The 15,616-nt window shown below is 71.4% G+C and carries 16 protein-coding genes and 1 tRNA gene; 10 read left to right on the forward strand and 7 right to left on the reverse strand.

What is annotated here, in order from left to right; translation table 11 throughout:
* The 3 genes from LOY02_RS12210 to LOY02_RS12220 form a co-directional block, all read right to left on the reverse strand.
* On the reverse strand, nt 1-316 hold a 316-nt coding region (locus LOY02_RS12210; protein WP_317182634.1), incomplete at its 3' end, for a 2-oxoglutarate dehydrogenase E1 subunit family protein.
* 240 nt (nt 317-556) lie between these two features.
* A complete protein-coding gene (locus tag LOY02_RS12215) occupies nt 557-1,360 on the reverse strand; it encodes an ABC transporter permease (protein ID WP_317182635.1) in 804 nt (267 codons plus the stop codon).
* On the reverse strand, nt 1,357-2,430 hold the full coding sequence (locus tag LOY02_RS12220; protein WP_317182636.1) for an ABC transporter ATP-binding protein: 1,074 nt from the start codon (nt 2,428-2,430) through the stop codon (nt 1,357-1,359). The genes LOY02_RS12215 and LOY02_RS12220 overlap by 4 nt, the downstream gene beginning before the upstream one ends.
* Before the next feature lie 214 nt (nt 2,431-2,644).
* Between LOY02_RS12220 and LOY02_RS12225 the strand changes: the two genes are divergently transcribed.
* Both LOY02_RS12225 and LOY02_RS12230 read left to right on the forward strand, forming a co-directional pair.
* Nucleotides 2,645-3,997 carry a hemolysin family protein gene (locus tag LOY02_RS12225; protein ID WP_317182637.1) on the forward strand — a complete coding sequence of 451 codons (1,353 nt, stop codon included), beginning with the start codon at nt 2,645-2,647 and terminating at the stop codon, nt 3,995-3,997.
* Entirely contained in the window at nt 3,990-5,027 is a 1,038-nt protein-coding gene (locus tag LOY02_RS12230; RefSeq protein ID WP_317182638.1) for a hemolysin family protein, read from the forward strand. Before LOY02_RS12225 ends, LOY02_RS12230 begins: the two co-directional genes overlap by 8 nt.
* A 63-nt stretch (nt 5,028-5,090) precedes the next feature.
* Here the strand turns inward: LOY02_RS12230 and LOY02_RS12235 are convergent, their stop codons facing one another.
* Entirely contained in the window at nt 5,091-5,702 is a 612-nt protein-coding gene (locus tag LOY02_RS12235; protein WP_317182639.1) for an ASCH domain-containing protein, read from the reverse strand.
* Nucleotides 5,703-5,776: 74 nt separating this feature from the next.
* Nucleotides 5,777-6,421, reverse strand: coding sequence for a hypothetical protein (locus LOY02_RS12240; RefSeq protein WP_317182640.1), 645 nt, complete (start codon nt 6,419-6,421; stop codon nt 5,777-5,779).
* 143 nt (nt 6,422-6,564) lie between these two features.
* On the opposite strand from LOY02_RS12240, the gene LOY02_RS12245 reads away from it, so the two are divergent.
* Nucleotides 6,565-6,957, forward strand: coding sequence for a hypothetical protein (locus tag LOY02_RS12245; protein ID WP_317182641.1), 393 nt, complete (start codon nt 6,565-6,567; stop codon nt 6,955-6,957).
* Between the two features lie 108 nt (nt 6,958-7,065).
* On the opposite strand, the gene LOY02_RS12250 is transcribed toward LOY02_RS12245, so the two are convergent.
* Nucleotides 7,066-7,482, reverse strand: a complete 417-nt coding sequence (locus tag LOY02_RS12250) for an Hsp20/alpha crystallin family protein (protein WP_317182642.1) — start codon at nt 7,480-7,482, stop codon at nt 7,066-7,068.
* 128 nt (nt 7,483-7,610) lie between these two features.
* Between LOY02_RS12250 and LOY02_RS12255 the strand changes: the two genes are divergently transcribed.
* Nucleotides 7,611-8,615 carry a hypothetical protein gene (locus LOY02_RS12255; RefSeq protein ID WP_317182643.1) on the forward strand — a complete coding sequence of 335 codons (1,005 nt, stop codon included), beginning with the start codon at nt 7,611-7,613 and terminating at the stop codon, nt 8,613-8,615.
* Between the two features lie 163 nt (nt 8,616-8,778).
* Here the strand turns inward: LOY02_RS12255 and LOY02_RS12260 are convergent.
* Nucleotides 8,779-8,850, reverse strand: a tRNA-Arg gene (locus LOY02_RS12260).
* Between the two features lie 157 nt (nt 8,851-9,007).
* Between LOY02_RS12260 and LOY02_RS12265 the strand changes: the two genes are divergently transcribed.
* The 6 genes from LOY02_RS12265 to LOY02_RS12290 all read left to right on the forward strand — a co-directional run.
* Nucleotides 9,008-9,814 (forward strand): DALR anticodon-binding domain-containing protein, encoded by an 807-nt coding sequence (locus LOY02_RS12265; RefSeq protein WP_317182644.1) that lies wholly within the window; start codon nt 9,008-9,010, stop codon nt 9,812-9,814.
* A 2-nt stretch (nt 9,815-9,816) separates the two neighbouring features.
* Nucleotides 9,817-11,235, forward strand: a complete 1,419-nt coding sequence (gene lysA / locus LOY02_RS12270) for a diaminopimelate decarboxylase (RefSeq protein WP_317182645.1) — start codon at nt 9,817-9,819, stop codon at nt 11,233-11,235.
* 189 nt (nt 11,236-11,424) lie between these two features.
* A complete protein-coding gene (locus tag LOY02_RS12275; RefSeq protein WP_317182646.1) occupies nt 11,425-12,810 on the forward strand; it encodes a homoserine dehydrogenase in 1,386 nt (461 codons plus the stop codon).
* Complete coding sequence (gene thrC / locus LOY02_RS12280; protein ID WP_317182647.1) at nt 12,810-13,904, forward strand: threonine synthase; 1,095 nt, start codon at nt 12,810-12,812, stop codon at nt 13,902-13,904. The genes LOY02_RS12275 and thrC overlap by 1 nt, the downstream gene beginning before the upstream one ends.
* A gap of 2 nt (nt 13,905-13,906) precedes the next feature.
* Nucleotides 13,907-14,860, forward strand: coding sequence for a homoserine kinase (thrB, locus tag LOY02_RS12285; RefSeq protein ID WP_317182648.1), 954 nt, complete (start codon nt 13,907-13,909; stop codon nt 14,858-14,860).
* Between the two features lie 263 nt (nt 14,861-15,123).
* The coding region (locus tag LOY02_RS12290; protein ID WP_317182649.1) for a Rho termination factor N-terminal domain-containing protein at nt 15,124-15,616 on the forward strand (493 nt) is incomplete at its 3' end.

Raw genomic sequence — 15,616 nt, forward strand, 5'->3', positions numbered from 1 at the left:
GCTCCTTGGCGGCGGGTGCCTTGGCGGCGGGTGCCTTGGCGGCGGGTGCCTTGGCCGGGGGCTCCTTGGCAGTCGCCTTTGCTGCCGGCATGGACGTGGCGGCGGGCGCAGGAGCATCGGTCGGCTGGGTGGTGGTGGCCTTGGCCGATCGGCCCGCGGGGTCGCCGTTGACGTTGGGAGCAGACGCGGCGTTGGCGTCCAGCGGGGTGTAGTCGTCGAAGAACGCCCACCAGGCCCGATCCACAGAGTCCTTGTCCGTCAGGTACTGCTGGTACAGCTCGTCGACGAGCCATTCGTTCGGTCCGAAGAAAGCCATCGGGTCACCGGACGTGGACTGTTCAGACACGGCGAATGCGCCTCTTTCGTTGCCTGGGATGCGTCAATGCGGAGTATGGGACAAGCCTAGCCCTCAACGACCGGAGGGCTGACACACGTCTGAATGGCGAAAGTGCACCCGAGTCCACGGGTCGGGCGAGCGCGAGCCGGCTCAGCGGCATACGTCATCCGGCAACCGCCTGGAGTCGTCACGTCGTCACCGTGGTCGTCACTGCACGCCTCAGGAGATGTCGGACCGCACCGTGCGGAGCGTGCCGATGAGCGCCATGATCGCGGCATAGGCGGCGAGGACGATCGCTCCGGCCCACCAGCTGAGCTGGTCCGAGACGGGCCCGCCGAAGCCGACGTTCTGGACGTCGAGGGTGGCGTTCGTCGCCTGCGAGGGCAGGTAGCGGGCGATCGTCGAGCCGATCTCGGTGAGCGGCAGCACCGCCCCGATGATCGGCTCGACGATCCACGCGACGCCGACGGCAATGAGCAGGGCGGCCACCTGGTTGGGGATGAGGATGCCCACGCCGAGGCCGATGAGGGCCCAGAGCCCGAGCACGAGCAGGGACAGGGCGAGCGTGCGCCAGATCGCGGTGTCCCCGAACGGTTCGTGGCCTCGGGAGGACAGGATGATCGCGCCGGTGCCGACGGAGGCGGCGAGGGAGGCGATGCCGTACATCGCGCCGAGGGCGAGCAGGAGGATCGACTTCGCGACGAGGACGACGCTGCGCTTCGGCTGCGCGAGGAACGTCGCGGTGATCGTCTTGTGGCGGTACTCGGAGCCGACGGTCATGACGCCGATGGCCAGGGTGAGCAGGTAGCCGACGCCGATTCCGCTCGTGAACGTCGTCCGCGCGAGGTCTGCGTCGTTGGTCGGGATCCCGACCCCGCCCTCGCCCACGACGGCGTCGCTCGTGAAGAGGAGGGCGAACAGGGCGGCGAAGCCCGCCCCCGCCACGATGACCGCGATGAGCATGCCCCACCAGAGCCGGGTCGTGAAGAACTTGCGGAACTCGGAGCTGATCGCCCTGCTCATCGCCCACCCTCCTTCTCGTCCCGCTCCTCTGGTGTCGCGGGGACCTGTGGCGCCTCAGTCGGCGCCCTCCCGGACTGGCCGCCCACGGGCTCGACGGCGATGAGGCTCGGCTCGACGGGTGGGCCGCTCGGTGGAGGCAGCTCGTCGAGCGGTCGACCGGTGCGGACCCCGAGGTTGCGGTTGCGGTACTCGTCCGCCTCGGTGAGGTTGAAGTAGAGCTCCTCGAGGTGGGTCTTCTCGGCGCGCAGCTCGTGGATCGCGATGTCGGCAGCGTGGGCGAGGTCGCCGACCATCGCGAGGTCGTCCGTCGTCACCCGGATGCCACCGTCACGCCGGGTGACGCTGAGCCCGCGACCGGCGAGGGTGCTCGCGAGCCGGTCGGGGTCGGAGGTTCGGACGAAGGCGGTGGGCTCTCCCCGGAGCTGCTCGATGGTGCCCTGGGCGATCCGCTTGCCATTGGCGATGATGACGACGTCGTCGACGGTCTGCTCGACCTCGGAGAGCATGTGGCTGGAGATGAGCAGGGTGCGGCCCTCCGAGGCGAGGTGGCGGAGGAAGCCGCGCAACCAGCGGATCCCGTCGGGGTCCAGGCCGTTGGCGGGCTCGTCGAGGATGATGACGCGAGGGTCGCCGAGGAGCGCCGCGGCCAGGCCGAGTCGCTGGCGCATGCCCATGGAGTAGCCACCGGCGCGCTTCCTCGCCGCAGCGGGGATCCCCACGAGCTCGAGCAGCTCGTCCACCCGGCCGCGAGGGATGCCGGCGGCCGCCGCCAGCGTGAGCAGGTGGTTGCGTCCGGTGCGCCCGGGATGGAAGTTCGTCGCCTCGAGCGCAGAGCCCACGACCGTGAGCGGGTTGACGATGTCGTGGTAGCGGCGCCCCTCGATCGTCGCGCTGCCGGCTGTCGGTCGGATGAGGCCGAGGAGCATCCGCAGGGTCGTCGTCTTGCCGGCGCCGTTGGGACCGAGGAAACCCGTGATCCGACCGGGCACGACATCGAGGTCGAGGTGGTCCACGGCCGTGAGGCGACCGAACTTCTTCGTCAGGCCACGGGCCTCGATCCGGCCCGACATCGGGTCCACCGTCGACGAGGAACCGCCCCGGGATTGTGGTGCGGGTGTCGCTGGCGACGCGGCTGTCACAAACGCCTCCTTCAAGGCCCCCGAAGGGCGGATCCATGGTGTGCGTCCTAACTCAACCACACCGCGCCGCGTCGCCCACGAGGTCCATATAGTGACAGCCGGTGACGGCTGGTGAGGCCCGAGGGGCGACGGAGCGGAGGGCGCGGTGACGGAGTGGCTGCTCGTACTCGCGGCGGTGCTCCTGACCGGCGGCACGGCCGTGTTCGTCGCTGCCGAGTTCTCCCTCGTGGCACTCGACCGTCCGACCGTGCAGCGGGCCATCGACCGCGGCGACACCCGCGCCCGCGTCGTCCTGCAGTCGCTGAAGCAGCTGTCGACCCAGCTCTCCGCGGCGCAGGTCGGCATCACCATCACGACGCTCGTCGTCGGGTACCTGGCGCAGCCGTCCATCGGTCGGCTCCTTGCCGGTCCGCTCGGTGACCTCGGTCTCGCGTCCGCCGCTGTCGAGGCGATCTCGAGCGGTGTCGCCCTCCTGCTCGCGACGGTGTTCTCCATGGTCGTCGGCGAGCTGCTGCCGCAGTTCCTCGGGATCTCTGCGCCGCTGACGACCGCGAAGATCGTCGCGTTGCCCGTGAGGGTCTTCGCGACGCTGGCCCGGCCCCTCATCCTCGTCCTCAACGGCTCGGCCAACGCGTTCCTTCGCGCCATCGGGATCGAGCCGCAGGAGGAGCTCTCCGGGGCTCGCACGCCGCAGGAGCTGGCCAGTCTCGTGCAGCGCTCCGCGGAGGCCGGGACCCTCGAGGTCACCACCGCCCGACTGCTCACGAAGACCCTCGGCTTCGGCGAGCGCACCGCGGACGACGTGATGACCCCCCGTGTCCGCTGCGCCGGCATCCACCGTGACGAGTCGGCCGACGACGTCCTCCGTCTGTCGCGGCGGACGGGGCACTCGCGCTTCCCGGTCCTCGGCAACGACTGGGACGACATCGACGGGGTGGTCCACGTCAAGCGGGCCATGGCCGTGCCGCACGACCGTCGCAAGGACGTGCCGGTGTCGGCCCTGATGTCCGACCGGCTCGTCGTGCCCGAGACGATCCGGCTCGAGCCGCTCCTCCGCCAGCTGCGGGAGGGCGGCTTCCAGATGGCCGTCGTCGTCGACGAGTACGGCGGCACCTCCGGCATCGTCACCCTCGAGGACGTCGTCGAGGAGATCGTCGGCGAGGTCGCCGACGAGCACGACCATCGGAGGCAGAGCGGCCGCGAGCTGACGGACGGTTCCTGGACGGTGCCGGGCCTGTGGCGGCCGGACGAGGTGCGAGATGCGTTCGACGCAGAGGTGCCCGACGGCGCGCACTACGAGACGATGGGCGGCTACGTCATGTCCCGGCTGGGCCGGGTCCCCGTCGTCGGAGACGTGATCGCCCTTCCGGGGTGGCGCGTCCACGTGACGGGCATGGCTCGTCGGCGCATCGACCGGTTGCGTTTCGTCCCCGACCTTCACTTCGCTCCAGAGCCACCCGCGCGGGAACGGGACGGCGTGAGGCACCGCGATGAGTGACGCCTGGGTCTATGTCGTCTCGTTCCTGCTGCTGCTCGGCAACGCCTTCTTCGTCGGCGCGGAGTTCGCCGCGATGGCCGTTCGCCGCTCGAGCCTCGAGCCCTTGGCGGAGGCCGGGAGCAGGCGCGCGGCAACGAGCCTGGAGGCACTCGAGCGGCTGGGGTCGATGCTCGCCACCGCCCAGCTCGGCATCACGGTCTGCTCGGTCGGCCTCGGAGCCCTGGCAGAGGCGGCGCTGCACCACCTGCTCGAGCCGATCTTCGCCGCCTGGGGCCTGTCCGAAGCCTGGGCAGGCGGGGTGGCGCTCGCGGTGGCGCTGCTCATCGTCTCGTACCTGCACGTCGTCGCGGGGGAGATGATCCCCAAGAACATCGCCATCGCGGGGCCGGAGCGCACCGCCCTCGTGCTCGTCCCGGCCCTCCACGCCGTCACCCGGTTGCTGCGGCCACTCGTCTTCGCGATGGAGGCCCTGGCCAAGGGCCTGGTCCGCCTCTTCGGTATCGAGCCGAAGGACGAGATCGCCTCGGCGTTCACGGCGGAGGAGGTCGCCCACATCGTCGGCGAGTCGCATCGCGAGGGCCTCATCGCCGAGGAGCGCCACGGGCTCGTCTCCAAGACGCTCGAGTTCTCCGACAAGCTGGCCCGTGACGTCGCCGTCGGCCTCGACGGCCTGGCGACGGTCCAGCTGGGCGTCACCCCCGCTGACATCGAGCGGCTCGTGGCCCGGAAGGGCTTCTCCCGCTACCCGGTCGTCGATGCCGCCGGTGACCTCGCGGGCTACCTCCACCTCAAGGACGTCCTCTACGCCGACGACGAGCGGCACGACCTGCCGATCCCTCCGAAGCGCGTGCGGCGTCTCGCGACCGTGCGCCAGGAGGACGAGGTCGAGGAGGTGCTCGCCACGATGCAGCTCACCGGGTCGCACCTCGCGAGGGTGATCGACACGGCGGGGGCGGTCACCGGGGTGGTCTTCCTCGAGGACGTCCTCGAGGAGCTCGTCGGCGAGGTCACCGACACGACACAGCGCTGAGGCCGGGAGCGAGCCCAGCGGCATACGACCATGGCCGTATGCCGCTGGGCCTGCTCCCTGGAGTCAGTTGCCTTCCAGCGTGGCGAGGTAGGCGGCGCCGCGGGGGGACAGCTCGTAGCCGACCTCGTGGCTGATCGTCAGGCCGAGCGCCTTGAGCTTGCGGATGTCGGCCTTGAGGGGCAGCAGCTCGACGCCGCGCAGGGCGGCGAGCTCCTTCGAGACGACACGGGGGTGGTCGCGGATCCACTCGAGGACGTCTCGGGTCCAGGCACCGGTCGGGCGCGCGTCGAGCCGCTGGAGCCGACGCTGGATCACCGCCAGCTCCGCGGCGTCAGGGAGCCTGTCCCGCAAGGAGATCCGGGGATCCTCGCCGACCCAGGCCACGTGGATCCGGTAGACCTTGTCGCCGCCTCGGCTCCCTCTCGCACTCGGCTTGCGCTGCTTCGGTGCGAGGGCCCGACGCAGGGCCGCCGCGTCCTTGAGGCCGGCTGCGCGGGCAGCACGGTCCGAGACTCGGTCGAGGTCCTTGACCTGGGCGACCCGGGTGAAGGTGACGAGACCTGCCGAGGTCAGCTGCGTGCCCCCGACCTTGACCCGGGGCGCGTCCCAACGGCGGTACTGCGTCGTCACCCGCCCGTCCCTGATGGCCTCGGCGATCGGCTTCGAGATGAGCACCCGGCCATGCTGCCAGAGCGGCCCCGTCCTGGGCCTGCCGTTTCGAGGGTCGCCCTGGGTAGCCCCGGCAGGGGCTACGTGCCGACCGAGTCGACCACCTCTCCGACACGGATCCGTCGGAGGTGCGTCGTGCCGGGGTGGCCGTCGACGAAGCCGAGCCGCACCTCGAAGCCGGTCGTGCCGGGGCCGGTGAGGCGCACGAGCCACTGGTCGCCGACGTGCTCTTCAGCCGTGACCGACAGGGCCGTCAGGGCCGTGCTGGGGGCTGCCTCGGCGAGGCGCCGCCGCGCCGTTGTCATCGCCTCGTCGCGGCCGAGGTCGGCGACCTCGGTCGGCGGGAACTCGGCGATGAGGGAGCGGAGGGCTGCCGCTACGGCATCCTCGAACGCAGCGTGCTGCTCGCTCCGGCCATGGGGGTCGGTCTCGTCGGCGCGCTCACGTGGCCGCGGTAGCGACACCGAGACGTCCACGGCGCTCCTGGGCCGTCCACCGAGCCGGTGCTCCCGGCCGATCCGGACGACGCATCCGTCCAGCGAGTCCACCACGGCGACGACGGGCGACAGGGCTGCGAGGTAGACCTCGTCGTCGAGCACTGGCCCAGGCTGGTCGAGGTGCAGGTCGAGCAGGAAGATCTCGTCCGGGCCGTCCGACGTGTCGAAGCCGACCCTGACGTGCACGTCGTCGACGAGCGCCAGGTCGCTCAGGGGTGGGGGCGCCATGGGATCAGCGTCGCGGCCCGGGGCATCCCGGTCAATGCGGCCCGGTCACTGCGGCCCGGTCACTGCTGCTCGGTCAATGCGTCTGCGTGACTGAGGCGCGCAGCACCACGGGGAGCGGCGGCCATGCGTCGTACTGTGGACGGATGATCGACGTCGACCTGGCCCGCCGCCTCCAGGCCGAGGGTGTCCTCTGGGATCCGAGGCCGGGGGACCGCTTCACGATCGACCAGCCCACCCTGGTCGACGAGGTCTTCTGGATCAGCGAGCTGACCATCGACGTGCACGTCTACCACGGCCAGCCGATCCTCGGCTTCAACGGCACGACGGAGTGGGCGTTGGACTCGGTGACGCTCGACAAGGCGATCTGGCTGCCGCGGGAGGAGCAGCTCCGGGAGCTGCTCGGATCCCGATTCCGCGGGCTGTCACCGGTCGAGCATGGCTGGCGGGTCACGGTCACGACCGATGGGGCAGAGCGGTCCTTCGAGGCCCCGGATGTCGAGGACGCCTATGCCCTGGCCCTGCTGAGCTTCGTCTGAGCCGTTCCGTGCAGGCCCGTCAGGCACGGCCTCACCTGCCACCTGCGGCCGAGCGCGGCAGGGCTCGCCGGGCGCCTGCTGCCCGGCGAGCCACAGTCGTGCGGCGCGTTACTCCTGACGCTTGACCGGGATCGTCTTGGTCGGACGCTCCGGTGACGCCAGGGGGACGCGGATCTCGAGAACCCCGTCCGTGTAGGACGCCTCGACGTCATCCGCCTTGACCTCGTGAGGGAGGCGGATGGTCCGGGTGAAGGAGCCGTAGTGCATTTCACTGCGGTTCTTCTCCTTCATCTCCTCACGTCGCTCGCCGGCGATCGTCAGGACGTCGCCGTCAATCGTCACCGTGACGTCCTTGTCCGGGTCGATGCCGGGCATCTCCGCGCGGACGACGTAGACGTCGTCCTCCATGAAGTCCTCCACGTGGAGGTACGGCGCGAGTCCCATCCCGCGCAGGTTCAGTCCGTTCTCGAACCAGTCGAACACGTCGGCAAGAGGGTGCGAAGTCCTCGTAACGATGCTCGTCATTGCCATCACTCCTCAGTGCGGGCAAGTGGGGGCCAGCGCCCGCAGTCTCATCGTGCGCGGGTCGCCGGGACCAAGCCAAGGGACGAAGGTCCCGCTCCCCGGATGTGCGTGTGGGGGAGACTCGGACCATGGCTGCGACCTCAGTGCTCGTGTTCGTCGCCGCAGGAGTGTTGGTCGCGTGGGCGGGGGTCACCCTGGCCCGTGCAGGCGACGAGATCGCCAGGCGCGCGGGCCTGTCGCGGCTCCTCGTCGGGGTCCTCCTCGTCGGAGCTGCCACCTCGCTCCCGGAGATCGCGACCGACGTGAGCGCGTCCCTGGCCGGCTCCCCGGACCTGGCGGTCGGCGATCTCATGGGAAGCAGCATGGCCAACATGGCCATCCTCGCGTTGATCGACCTGATGCACCGGCACCAGGTGTGGCCCGCCGTCGAGATCGGCCACGCCCGGGTCGCGTCCGTCGCCATCGGGCTGACCGCTCTGGCCACGCTCGGCGTCCTGACCCCGCCAGGGGTGGCGATCGGCTGGGTCGGACTGGACACCATCGTGATCGCCGGAGCGTACGTCGCCATGGTGGCGTGGATGCGCCGGTCACCCTCAGGCCGGTTCGGCAGCAGCTCGCTCATCCCCGTGCCGACCGGGTGGTCGAAACCGACCCGGGGCGAGCTGCGTCCGGCGGTCCTCCGGTTCGGCTTCGCCGCCCTCGTCATCCTCGGCGCGGCGCCGTTGCTCGCCAACTCCGCGCAGGAGATCGCAGCCGCGGCCGGGATCGCCGAGACCTTCGTCGGCGCGACCATGTTGGCCCTGGCCACCTCGGCGCCGGAGCTCGTCGCGGCCGTGGCGGCCGTCCGGATCGGTGCCCACGACCTCGCCGTGGGCAACCTCTTCGGCAGCAACGCCTTCAACATGGCCGCCCTCGTGGTGGCCGATGCCGCCTATCTCCCCGGCCCGATGCTCACGGTGGTCGATCCCGGCCACGCCGTGGCCGGAGTGAGCGCGATCCTCCTCATGGGGCTGGCCCTCGCGGCTCTGGTCCACGGCACCGAGACCCGGCTGCGCCGGCTCGAGCCGGACGCCCTCGTCCTCCTGGTGGCCTACCTGGGTGGGCTCTTCGCCATCTGGAGCACGGGGGCCTGACGCCCCCCGGACACCAGTCGCACGCGCATCGTGGGAAGCGCCCGTGTTGACGGTGTCCGTCCGGCGGCTCCGAGACGTCCATGCACCGCAGCCCGAAACCGTGGGTCTCGGGCTGTCGGCGGGTGTCCTGACACATCACCCGAGGTCCTGAGACATCACAGGGTGCCCCCGGCAGGATTCGAACCTGCGCTCCCGCCTCCGGAGGGCGGTGCTCTATCCCCTGAGCTACGGGGGCGGCGCGGCACTTTCGTGCGCCCCGTGAGGTTAGCAGCACCGAGGCCGGATCGTGGAATGGGCCTGTGCCGACCAGAGGCAGCAGGGCACCGGGCAGCGGGCGGGGCACAGCGGCATACGGACAGCTGTCCGGGCGGGACGCTCATAGACTCGCCGGCATGACCCCAGAGGAGCTGCGACGGCTGCTCGAGCAGGTCGCCGCCACCGCAGCCCGCGTCGGGGAGCTGCCGGACGAGGCGGAGGCCGGCCCGCCCGCAGGGCCGATCTTCCGGCCCGCCGACCAGCGGTCAGCCGGGGTCGTCGCCGACTGGGTGACCCCGGTCGCGCAGCGATGGGCGCCCCAGCTCGACCTCGAGCCCCTCGAGCTCGGCAGGGTCCTGGCGCAGCGGCTCGTCGACCACGACGCGATCGGGGCCGTCGAGGTGGCGCCCACCGGGCTGCTGTCCATCACGCTGGCTGACGTGGGCCGGTCGGCGATCATCGAGGAGATCCTCGACCACGCCGCGACGTACGCCCTCCCCAACGGCTGGTCCGCCCTCGACGTGCGTCGGCCTGGAGCCGACCTGCCGGCATGGCTCGACGACGACCCCGTGCTCCGGCCCGCCCAGCTCGCCCATGCACGACTGCGCCGTCTCATCCGCAACGCTCGAACGGCAGGAGTGGAGATGCGCCCCACCGACCGCCGTGAGGACCTCGGGCACGTCGCGGAGCGCCTCCTGCTCGTCGCGCTGGCGGACTTCCCTCAGCGGATGGACCGCCACGAAGGGGACCGGGCGCAGCAGGTCCGGGCCGTGACCGACCTCGCCGGTCTGGCCGACGCCTGGAACCAGCCGACCCGGCCATTGGACACGGACGACCGCGTCACGGGGATCCACGGAGCTCGTCTGGCCCTGGCCAGTGCCACCGCCGTCGTCTTGCGCAATGGACTGGCCCGGCTCGGCGCGACTGCCCCGGAGAGGATGTAGGCATGCGCGCACACGAGGCCGGCGCACTCCACGCCGAGGGTTACCGAGGGCCGACCTGGCTCGAACCCCCCGGCGATGTCAACGCACTGGTGCCGACGCTCTGGGCCTCGTCCGTGGCACGCGGGCCAGAAGGGACGGTCACGGTCGGCGGAGTGAGCGTCGCAGACCTGGCGCAGGACTTCGGGACTCCCGCCTACATCCTCGACGAGAACGACTTCCGCTCGCGCGCCCGCGAGTTCAAGCGTGCCTATGCGGAGGCCTTCGACGAGCTCGGTGGCGGGGCCGACGTCTACTACGCCGGCAAGGCCTTCCTCTGCACCGAGGTCGCCCGGTGGATCCACGAGGACGGCCTCTTCCTCGACGTCTGCACCGGCGGCGAGCTCGCCGTCGCGATGCGCGCCGGTCTTCCCGGGTCGAGCATCGGGATGCACGGCAACAACAAGAGCGTCGCCGAGATCCGAACGGCCTTGGAGTACGGCGTCTCGCGGATCATCGTCGACTCCTTCGAGGAGATCGAACGCGTGTCCGCCATCGCCGCCGAGCTCGGCGTCGTCGCGCCGGTGCTCGTCCGCGTCACGGTCGGCGTCGAGGCGCACACGCATGAGTTCATCGCGACGTCGCACGAGGACCAGAAGTTCGGGTTCTCCCTCACCGGCGGACACGCCCTCGACGCCGTCCGCCGCATCCTTGACCGGACCGAGACGCTTCGTCTGCTCGGCCTGCACAGCCACATCGGTTCGCAGATCTTCGACACGTCCGGCTTCGAGGTGTCGGCCCGGCGTGTGCTCGGCCTGCACACCCAGGTTGCCCGGGAGCTCGGCGTGGAGCTCCCCGAGCTCGACCTCGGGGGCGGCTTCGGCATCGCCTATACGACCGAGCACGACCCGCAGTCACCCACGGTGCTTGCGGCAGGCATGGCGGAGATCGTCGAGCGCGAGTGCCGGGCAGACGGTGTCGCGATCCCGCGGATCTCCATCGAGCCCGGCCGCGCCATCGCCGGGCCGAGCACCTTCACCCTCTACGAGGTGGGCACCGTGAAGCCGGTCGACCTCGACGGGGGAGCGAGCCGCCTCTACGTCTCCGTCGACGGCGGGATGAGCGACAACATCCGGACCGCCCTCTACGACGCGGACTACTCCTGCACGGTGGCCAGCCGCAGCTCCGGGGCCACCCCCGTGCTCGCCCGCGTCGTCGGGAGGCACTGCGAGAGCGGGGACATCGTCGTCAAGGACGAGTTCATCCCCGACGACGTCGCGCCAGGAGACCTCATCGCCGTGCCCGGGACCGGCGCCTACTGCCGGTCGCTCTCGAGCCAGTACAACCACACGCCGCGTCCGCCCGTCATCGCTGTGCGGGATGGCCGCGCCCGGGTCATCGTGCGGCGCGAGACGATCGACGACCTGCTCGCCCTGGATGTCTGACGTGCCGATGACCGACCTGCGAAGATTCTGCGTGAACGTGTCCGGATCGCGAAACGATGGACGCTGCCGGGCGGGGCGGACGGCAGGATTCGCGGGGCGGCGTTCCAGGACCGTGTTTCTGGGCGCAGACAGCCGGGCAGGACAGCCAGGCCGACGGCAAGGTGAGGACAGCGACGTGAGGACAGTGATGTGAGCGCCCGCGAGCCCCTCCGCGTGGCCCTGCTCGGGGCCGGCGTCGTCGGCGGTGCGGTGGCCCGTCACCTCACGCAACGCGCTGACGACATGGCCGCCCGGGTCGGGACCCCCCTCGAGCTCGTCGGCATCGCGGTGCGCCGGGCAGGGCGCGACCGCTCGGCCCTCGGGGTCGATCCCGCGCTCTTCACGACCGACGCGGAGGAGCTCGTGACGCGCGCCGACATCGTCGTGGAGGTCATCGGCGGCATCGAGCCCGCGCGCAGCCTGATCCTGCGCGCCATGGAGCACGGCGCCTCCGTGGTGACGGCCAACAAGGCCCTGCTCGCCGAGGACGGCCCACGCCTCTACGCCGCGGCGGCCGAGTGCGGTGTGGACCTCTACTACGAGGCGGCCGTCGCCGGAGCCATCCCGCTGCTCCGCCCGCTGCGTGAGTCCCTGGCCGGCGACGAGGTGCGCAGGGTCCTCGGCATCGTCAACGGCACGACGAACTACGTCCTGGACAAGATGGACACGACTGGCGCCGGCTTCGCCGACGCGGTCGAGCAGGCCCAGGCGCTCGGCTACGCGGAGGCCGACCCGACCGCCGACGTCGAGGGATTCGACGCGGCGGCCAAGGCCGCGATCCTCGCCTCCCTGGCCTTTCACACGAGGGTCGCGGGCAGCGACGTCTACCGGGAGGGCATCACCGAGGTCTCGGCGGCCGACGTCGCCGCCGCTCGCGAGATGGACTGTGTCGTCAAGCTGCTCGCGATCTGCGAGCGCACCGGCGCGGGGGTCTCGGTGCGCGTCCATCCGGCGATGATCCCGCGGTCCCACCCGCTCGCCAGCGTCCGCGAGGCCTTCAACGCGGTGTTCGTCGAGGCCGATGCGGCCGGTCAGCTGATGTTCTACGGCCGGGGAGCCGGTGGCGAGCCGACGGCCTCCGCAGTCCTCGGCGACCTCGTCGCGGTCGCGCGCCACCGCGTCGGCGGGGGGCTCGGCCCGGGCGAGTCGAGCTACGCGGACCTGCCCATCCTCTCGATGGGTGACGCCCAGACGCGCTACCACATCAGCCTCGACGTCGCCGACCGTTCCGGGGTCCTCGCCAAGGTGGCTGCCGCGTTCGCCGACCACGACGTCTCGATCGAGACCGTCCGGCAGCAGCTCGTCCCCGCCGAGGACGATGGCGAGGACGATGACGAGGGCGCCGTCCCGGGCGCTGGCTCGGGCGCTGCCCACGGCGGCACGCGCACGACCGGCGGCAACGGCAACGCCCGAGCCAACCTCATCATCGTGACCCACACGGCCACGGATGCGGCCCTGTCCGCCACCGTGGAGAGCCTCCGCACTCTCGAGGTGGTCCGCGGCGTCAACTCCGTCATGCGGGTGGAAGGCTTCTGATGGCTCACCAGTGGCGTGGCGTGATCCGCGAGTACGCCGACCGGCTCCCGCTCCTCGAGGGGGCACCCGTCGTCACGCTCCACGAAGGCGGCACGCCGCTCATCCACGCGGCGAAGCTCTCGGAGCGCGTCGGGGCCGAGGTGCACCTCAAGTACGAAGGGCTCAACCCCACGGGCTCCTTCAAGGACCGGGGCATGACCACGGCGATCAGCGTCGCGGCCAGGCACGGCGCGCGGGCAGTGATCGCAGCGAGCACGGGCAACACGAGCGCGTCGGCAGCCGCCTACGCCACGAAGGCGGGGATGACGTGCGGAGTCCTCGTCCCCGAGGGCAAGATCGCCATGGGCAAGCTGAGCCAGGCGATCGCCCACGGCGCCACCCTGCTCCAGGTGGAGGGCAACTTCGACGACTGCCTCACGCTCGCCCGCAAGCTCGCCGAGGCCTACCCCATCGAGCTGGTCAACTCGGTCAACCCGGCTCGGATCGAGGGTCAGAAGACCGCGGCCTTCGAGGTCGTCGACGCGCTCGGCGATGCTCCCGACATCCACTGCCTGCCGGTCGGCAACGCCGGCAACATCACGGCCTACTGGAAGGGCTACCGCGAGTACTCCGCGGACCCCGCGGTGAGCGACCAACCGGGACCCGCGACGCAGCTGCCGCAGATGTGGGGCTTCCAGGCTGCCGGGGCGGCCCCGCTCGTGCTCGGCCACCCTGTTGACCAGCCCGAGACGATCGCGACCGCGATCCGCATCGGCAACCCCGCGTCCTGGCACCAGGCCATCGCCGCGCGGGACGACTCGGGCGGTCGCATCGAGGCGGTGACCGACGAGCAGATCCTCGAGGCGCACCGCTACCTGTCCGCGGATGAGGGCGTCTTCGTCGAGCCTGCCTCGGCCGCCTCCGTCGCGGGTCTCCTCGCGAGCCATGCCGCGGGACTCGTGCCAGCCGGCGCGCGGATCGTCTGCACGGTCACCGGTCACGGACTCAAGGACCCGCAGTGGGCGCTACGCACGGCGGACGGCTCGGAGGTGACCCCGACCCGGGTTCCCGTGGACGCCTACACCGCGGCCCGGGCCCTCGGGCTCGAGGACTGAGCATGTCCGGAGCGGCACGCTCGGTGCGGATCCGCGTCCCCGCGAGCACTGCGAACCTCGGCCCCGGATTCGACTCGATCGGCCTCGCGCTCGGGCTCTGGGACGAGTACGTCGCCACTGCCCTCGACCGGCCGGCTCTCGAGGTCTCCGTGACGGGGGAGGCCGCTGCGGACGTGCCCACCGACGAGTCGCACCTCGTCGTGCGGACCATGCGCCACACGTGGCGCACGCTCGGCGTCCCCGCCCCTGCTGGGCTTCGGCTGGACGCGTGCAACGGCGTGCCGCACGGCCGGGGGCTGGGGTCGTCTGCCACCGCGATCGTCGCGGGGGTCGTTGCGGCACAGGCGTTGTCGTATGCCGCTGAGCTGGCTCCCGGCGCCGAGGTGCCCCTTGATCTCGAGGTGACCTCCCACATCGCGAGCGTTCTCGAGGGCCATCCGGACAACGCGTCGGCCAGCGTCTACGGTGGGCTGACCGTGAGCTGGATGCCGGACGGCTCCGGACTGGACGTCGGGGAGGTCACCGTGACGGCGCGACCGGTGCTGCACCCCGAGGTCGACGTCGTCGTCTTCGTCCCCGAGGCGCAGCTCGCGACCCAGCACGCCAGGTCGGTGCTGCCGACATCGGTTCCGCTCAGGGACGCCGCCGCCAACAGTGGTCGCGCTGCGCTGCTCGTCCATGCGCTGACGGCCGAGCCGCAGCACTTGCACGCGGCCACCCGGGACTGGCTGCACCAGGAGCCGCGCCGCGCCGCGTATCCGGAGTCGATGGGCCTCGTCGACGCGCTCCGGGCCGAGGGGCACGCCGCCGTCATCTCGGGAGCGGGCCCGACGGTGCTCGTCCTGACGACGCGGGACCGGGCCGATCAGGTCGTGGTGCCGGCGCGCCGGGGCTCGTGGGACCGGTGCACCCCGGGGATCCCCGGTGCCGGCGTGAGCGCCGTCCTCGCAGACTGACGGGCGTCCGGGGACACCCGTCCAGTGTGCCGATGGACGCCGACGTGGCGCTCGAGGCGGTCTGGCGGTCGTCGTGTCGAGGCCCGGTGCTAGAGTGATGACGCACCACGGCCGCACGACGCAGGCTGGTGCAACCACCCCCACACTGAGGCGACTGTCTCTGGGCGCTGTGTGCGCCGACGTGGATCTCGATAGGCCAGTCTCTGGCCCCAGTCCGGCCCTGTGGGATCTCCCGGGCCGCAAACGAGGGGGAAGGATCCTTCGTGTCAGAAACAACCACCCGTCCGGTGTCCGGTCTGTCCGCGATGAAGCTGGACGAGCTCAAGAGCGTGGCATCGTCGATGGGCATCAAGGGCACGGCGAAGATGCGCAAGGGCGATCTCGTCGAAGCCATCAAGGCGCGGCAGTCCGGCGGTGCGCCGGCCGTTGACACCCCAGCTCCAGCCCGCGCCTCGCGCCGGGTCACCCGTGCCGCGGGGGCCGCGGAGCCAGCGGCACCGCGCGAGGCCGGCCCGGAGGAGCGGTCCAGCGGCTCGCGGCCCGACGAGGTCGAGCGTGCTGAACGGGCCGCCGCAGCGGTGGCAGCCGCGACCAGCCAGGCCGTCAAGCGTGACGACCGCGGGAGTCAACGCGAGAGTCGCGGCGACGCGTCCGGCCCCGCACGCGCGGATGACCGTGCCGAGGCGAAGGGCCGCCAGCAGGGCGACCGGCCGCAGTCCGACCGGCCGCAGTCCGACCGGCCGCAGTCCGACCGGC

The sequence above is a fragment of the Intrasporangium sp. genome (assembly GCF_032907665.1).
GTDB lineage: Bacteria > Actinomycetota > Actinomycetes > Actinomycetales > Dermatophilaceae > Intrasporangium.

What these genes read in the sequence shown, in the direction of transcription:
- LOY02_RS12250 (WP_317182642.1), bottom strand. Translation starts at nt 7,482, where the DNA reads ATGACGAGCATCGTTACGAGGACTTCGCACCCTCTTGCCGACGTGTTC.
- thrB (WP_317182648.1), top strand. Translation starts at nt 13,907, where the DNA reads ATGTCCGGAGCGGCACGCTCGGTGCGGATCCGCGTCCCCGCGAGCACT.
- LOY02_RS12220 (WP_317182636.1), bottom strand. Translation starts at nt 2,430, where the DNA reads ATGTCGGGCCGGATCGAGGCCCGTGGCCTGACGAAGAAGTTCGGTCGC.
- thrC (WP_317182647.1), top strand. Translation starts at nt 12,810, where the DNA reads ATGGCTCACCAGTGGCGTGGCGTGATCCGCGAGTACGCCGACCGGCTC.
- lysA (WP_317182645.1), top strand. Translation starts at nt 9,817, where the DNA reads ATGCGCGCACACGAGGCCGGCGCACTCCACGCCGAGGGTTACCGAGGG.
- LOY02_RS12255 (WP_317182643.1), top strand. Translation starts at nt 7,611, where the DNA reads ATGGCTGCGACCTCAGTGCTCGTGTTCGTCGCCGCAGGAGTGTTGGTC.
- LOY02_RS12240 (WP_317182640.1), bottom strand. Translation starts at nt 6,421, where the DNA reads ATGGCGCCCCCACCCCTGAGCGACCTGGCGCTCGTCGACGACGTGCAC.
- LOY02_RS12265 (WP_317182644.1), top strand. Translation starts at nt 9,008, where the DNA reads ATGACCCCAGAGGAGCTGCGACGGCTGCTCGAGCAGGTCGCCGCCACC.
- LOY02_RS12245 (WP_317182641.1), top strand. Translation starts at nt 6,565, where the DNA reads ATGATCGACGTCGACCTGGCCCGCCGCCTCCAGGCCGAGGGTGTCCTC.
- LOY02_RS12230 (WP_317182638.1), top strand. Translation starts at nt 3,990, where the DNA reads ATGAGTGACGCCTGGGTCTATGTCGTCTCGTTCCTGCTGCTGCTCGGC.
- LOY02_RS12215 (WP_317182635.1), bottom strand. Translation starts at nt 1,360, where the DNA reads ATGAGCAGGGCGATCAGCTCCGAGTTCCGCAAGTTCTTCACGACCCGG.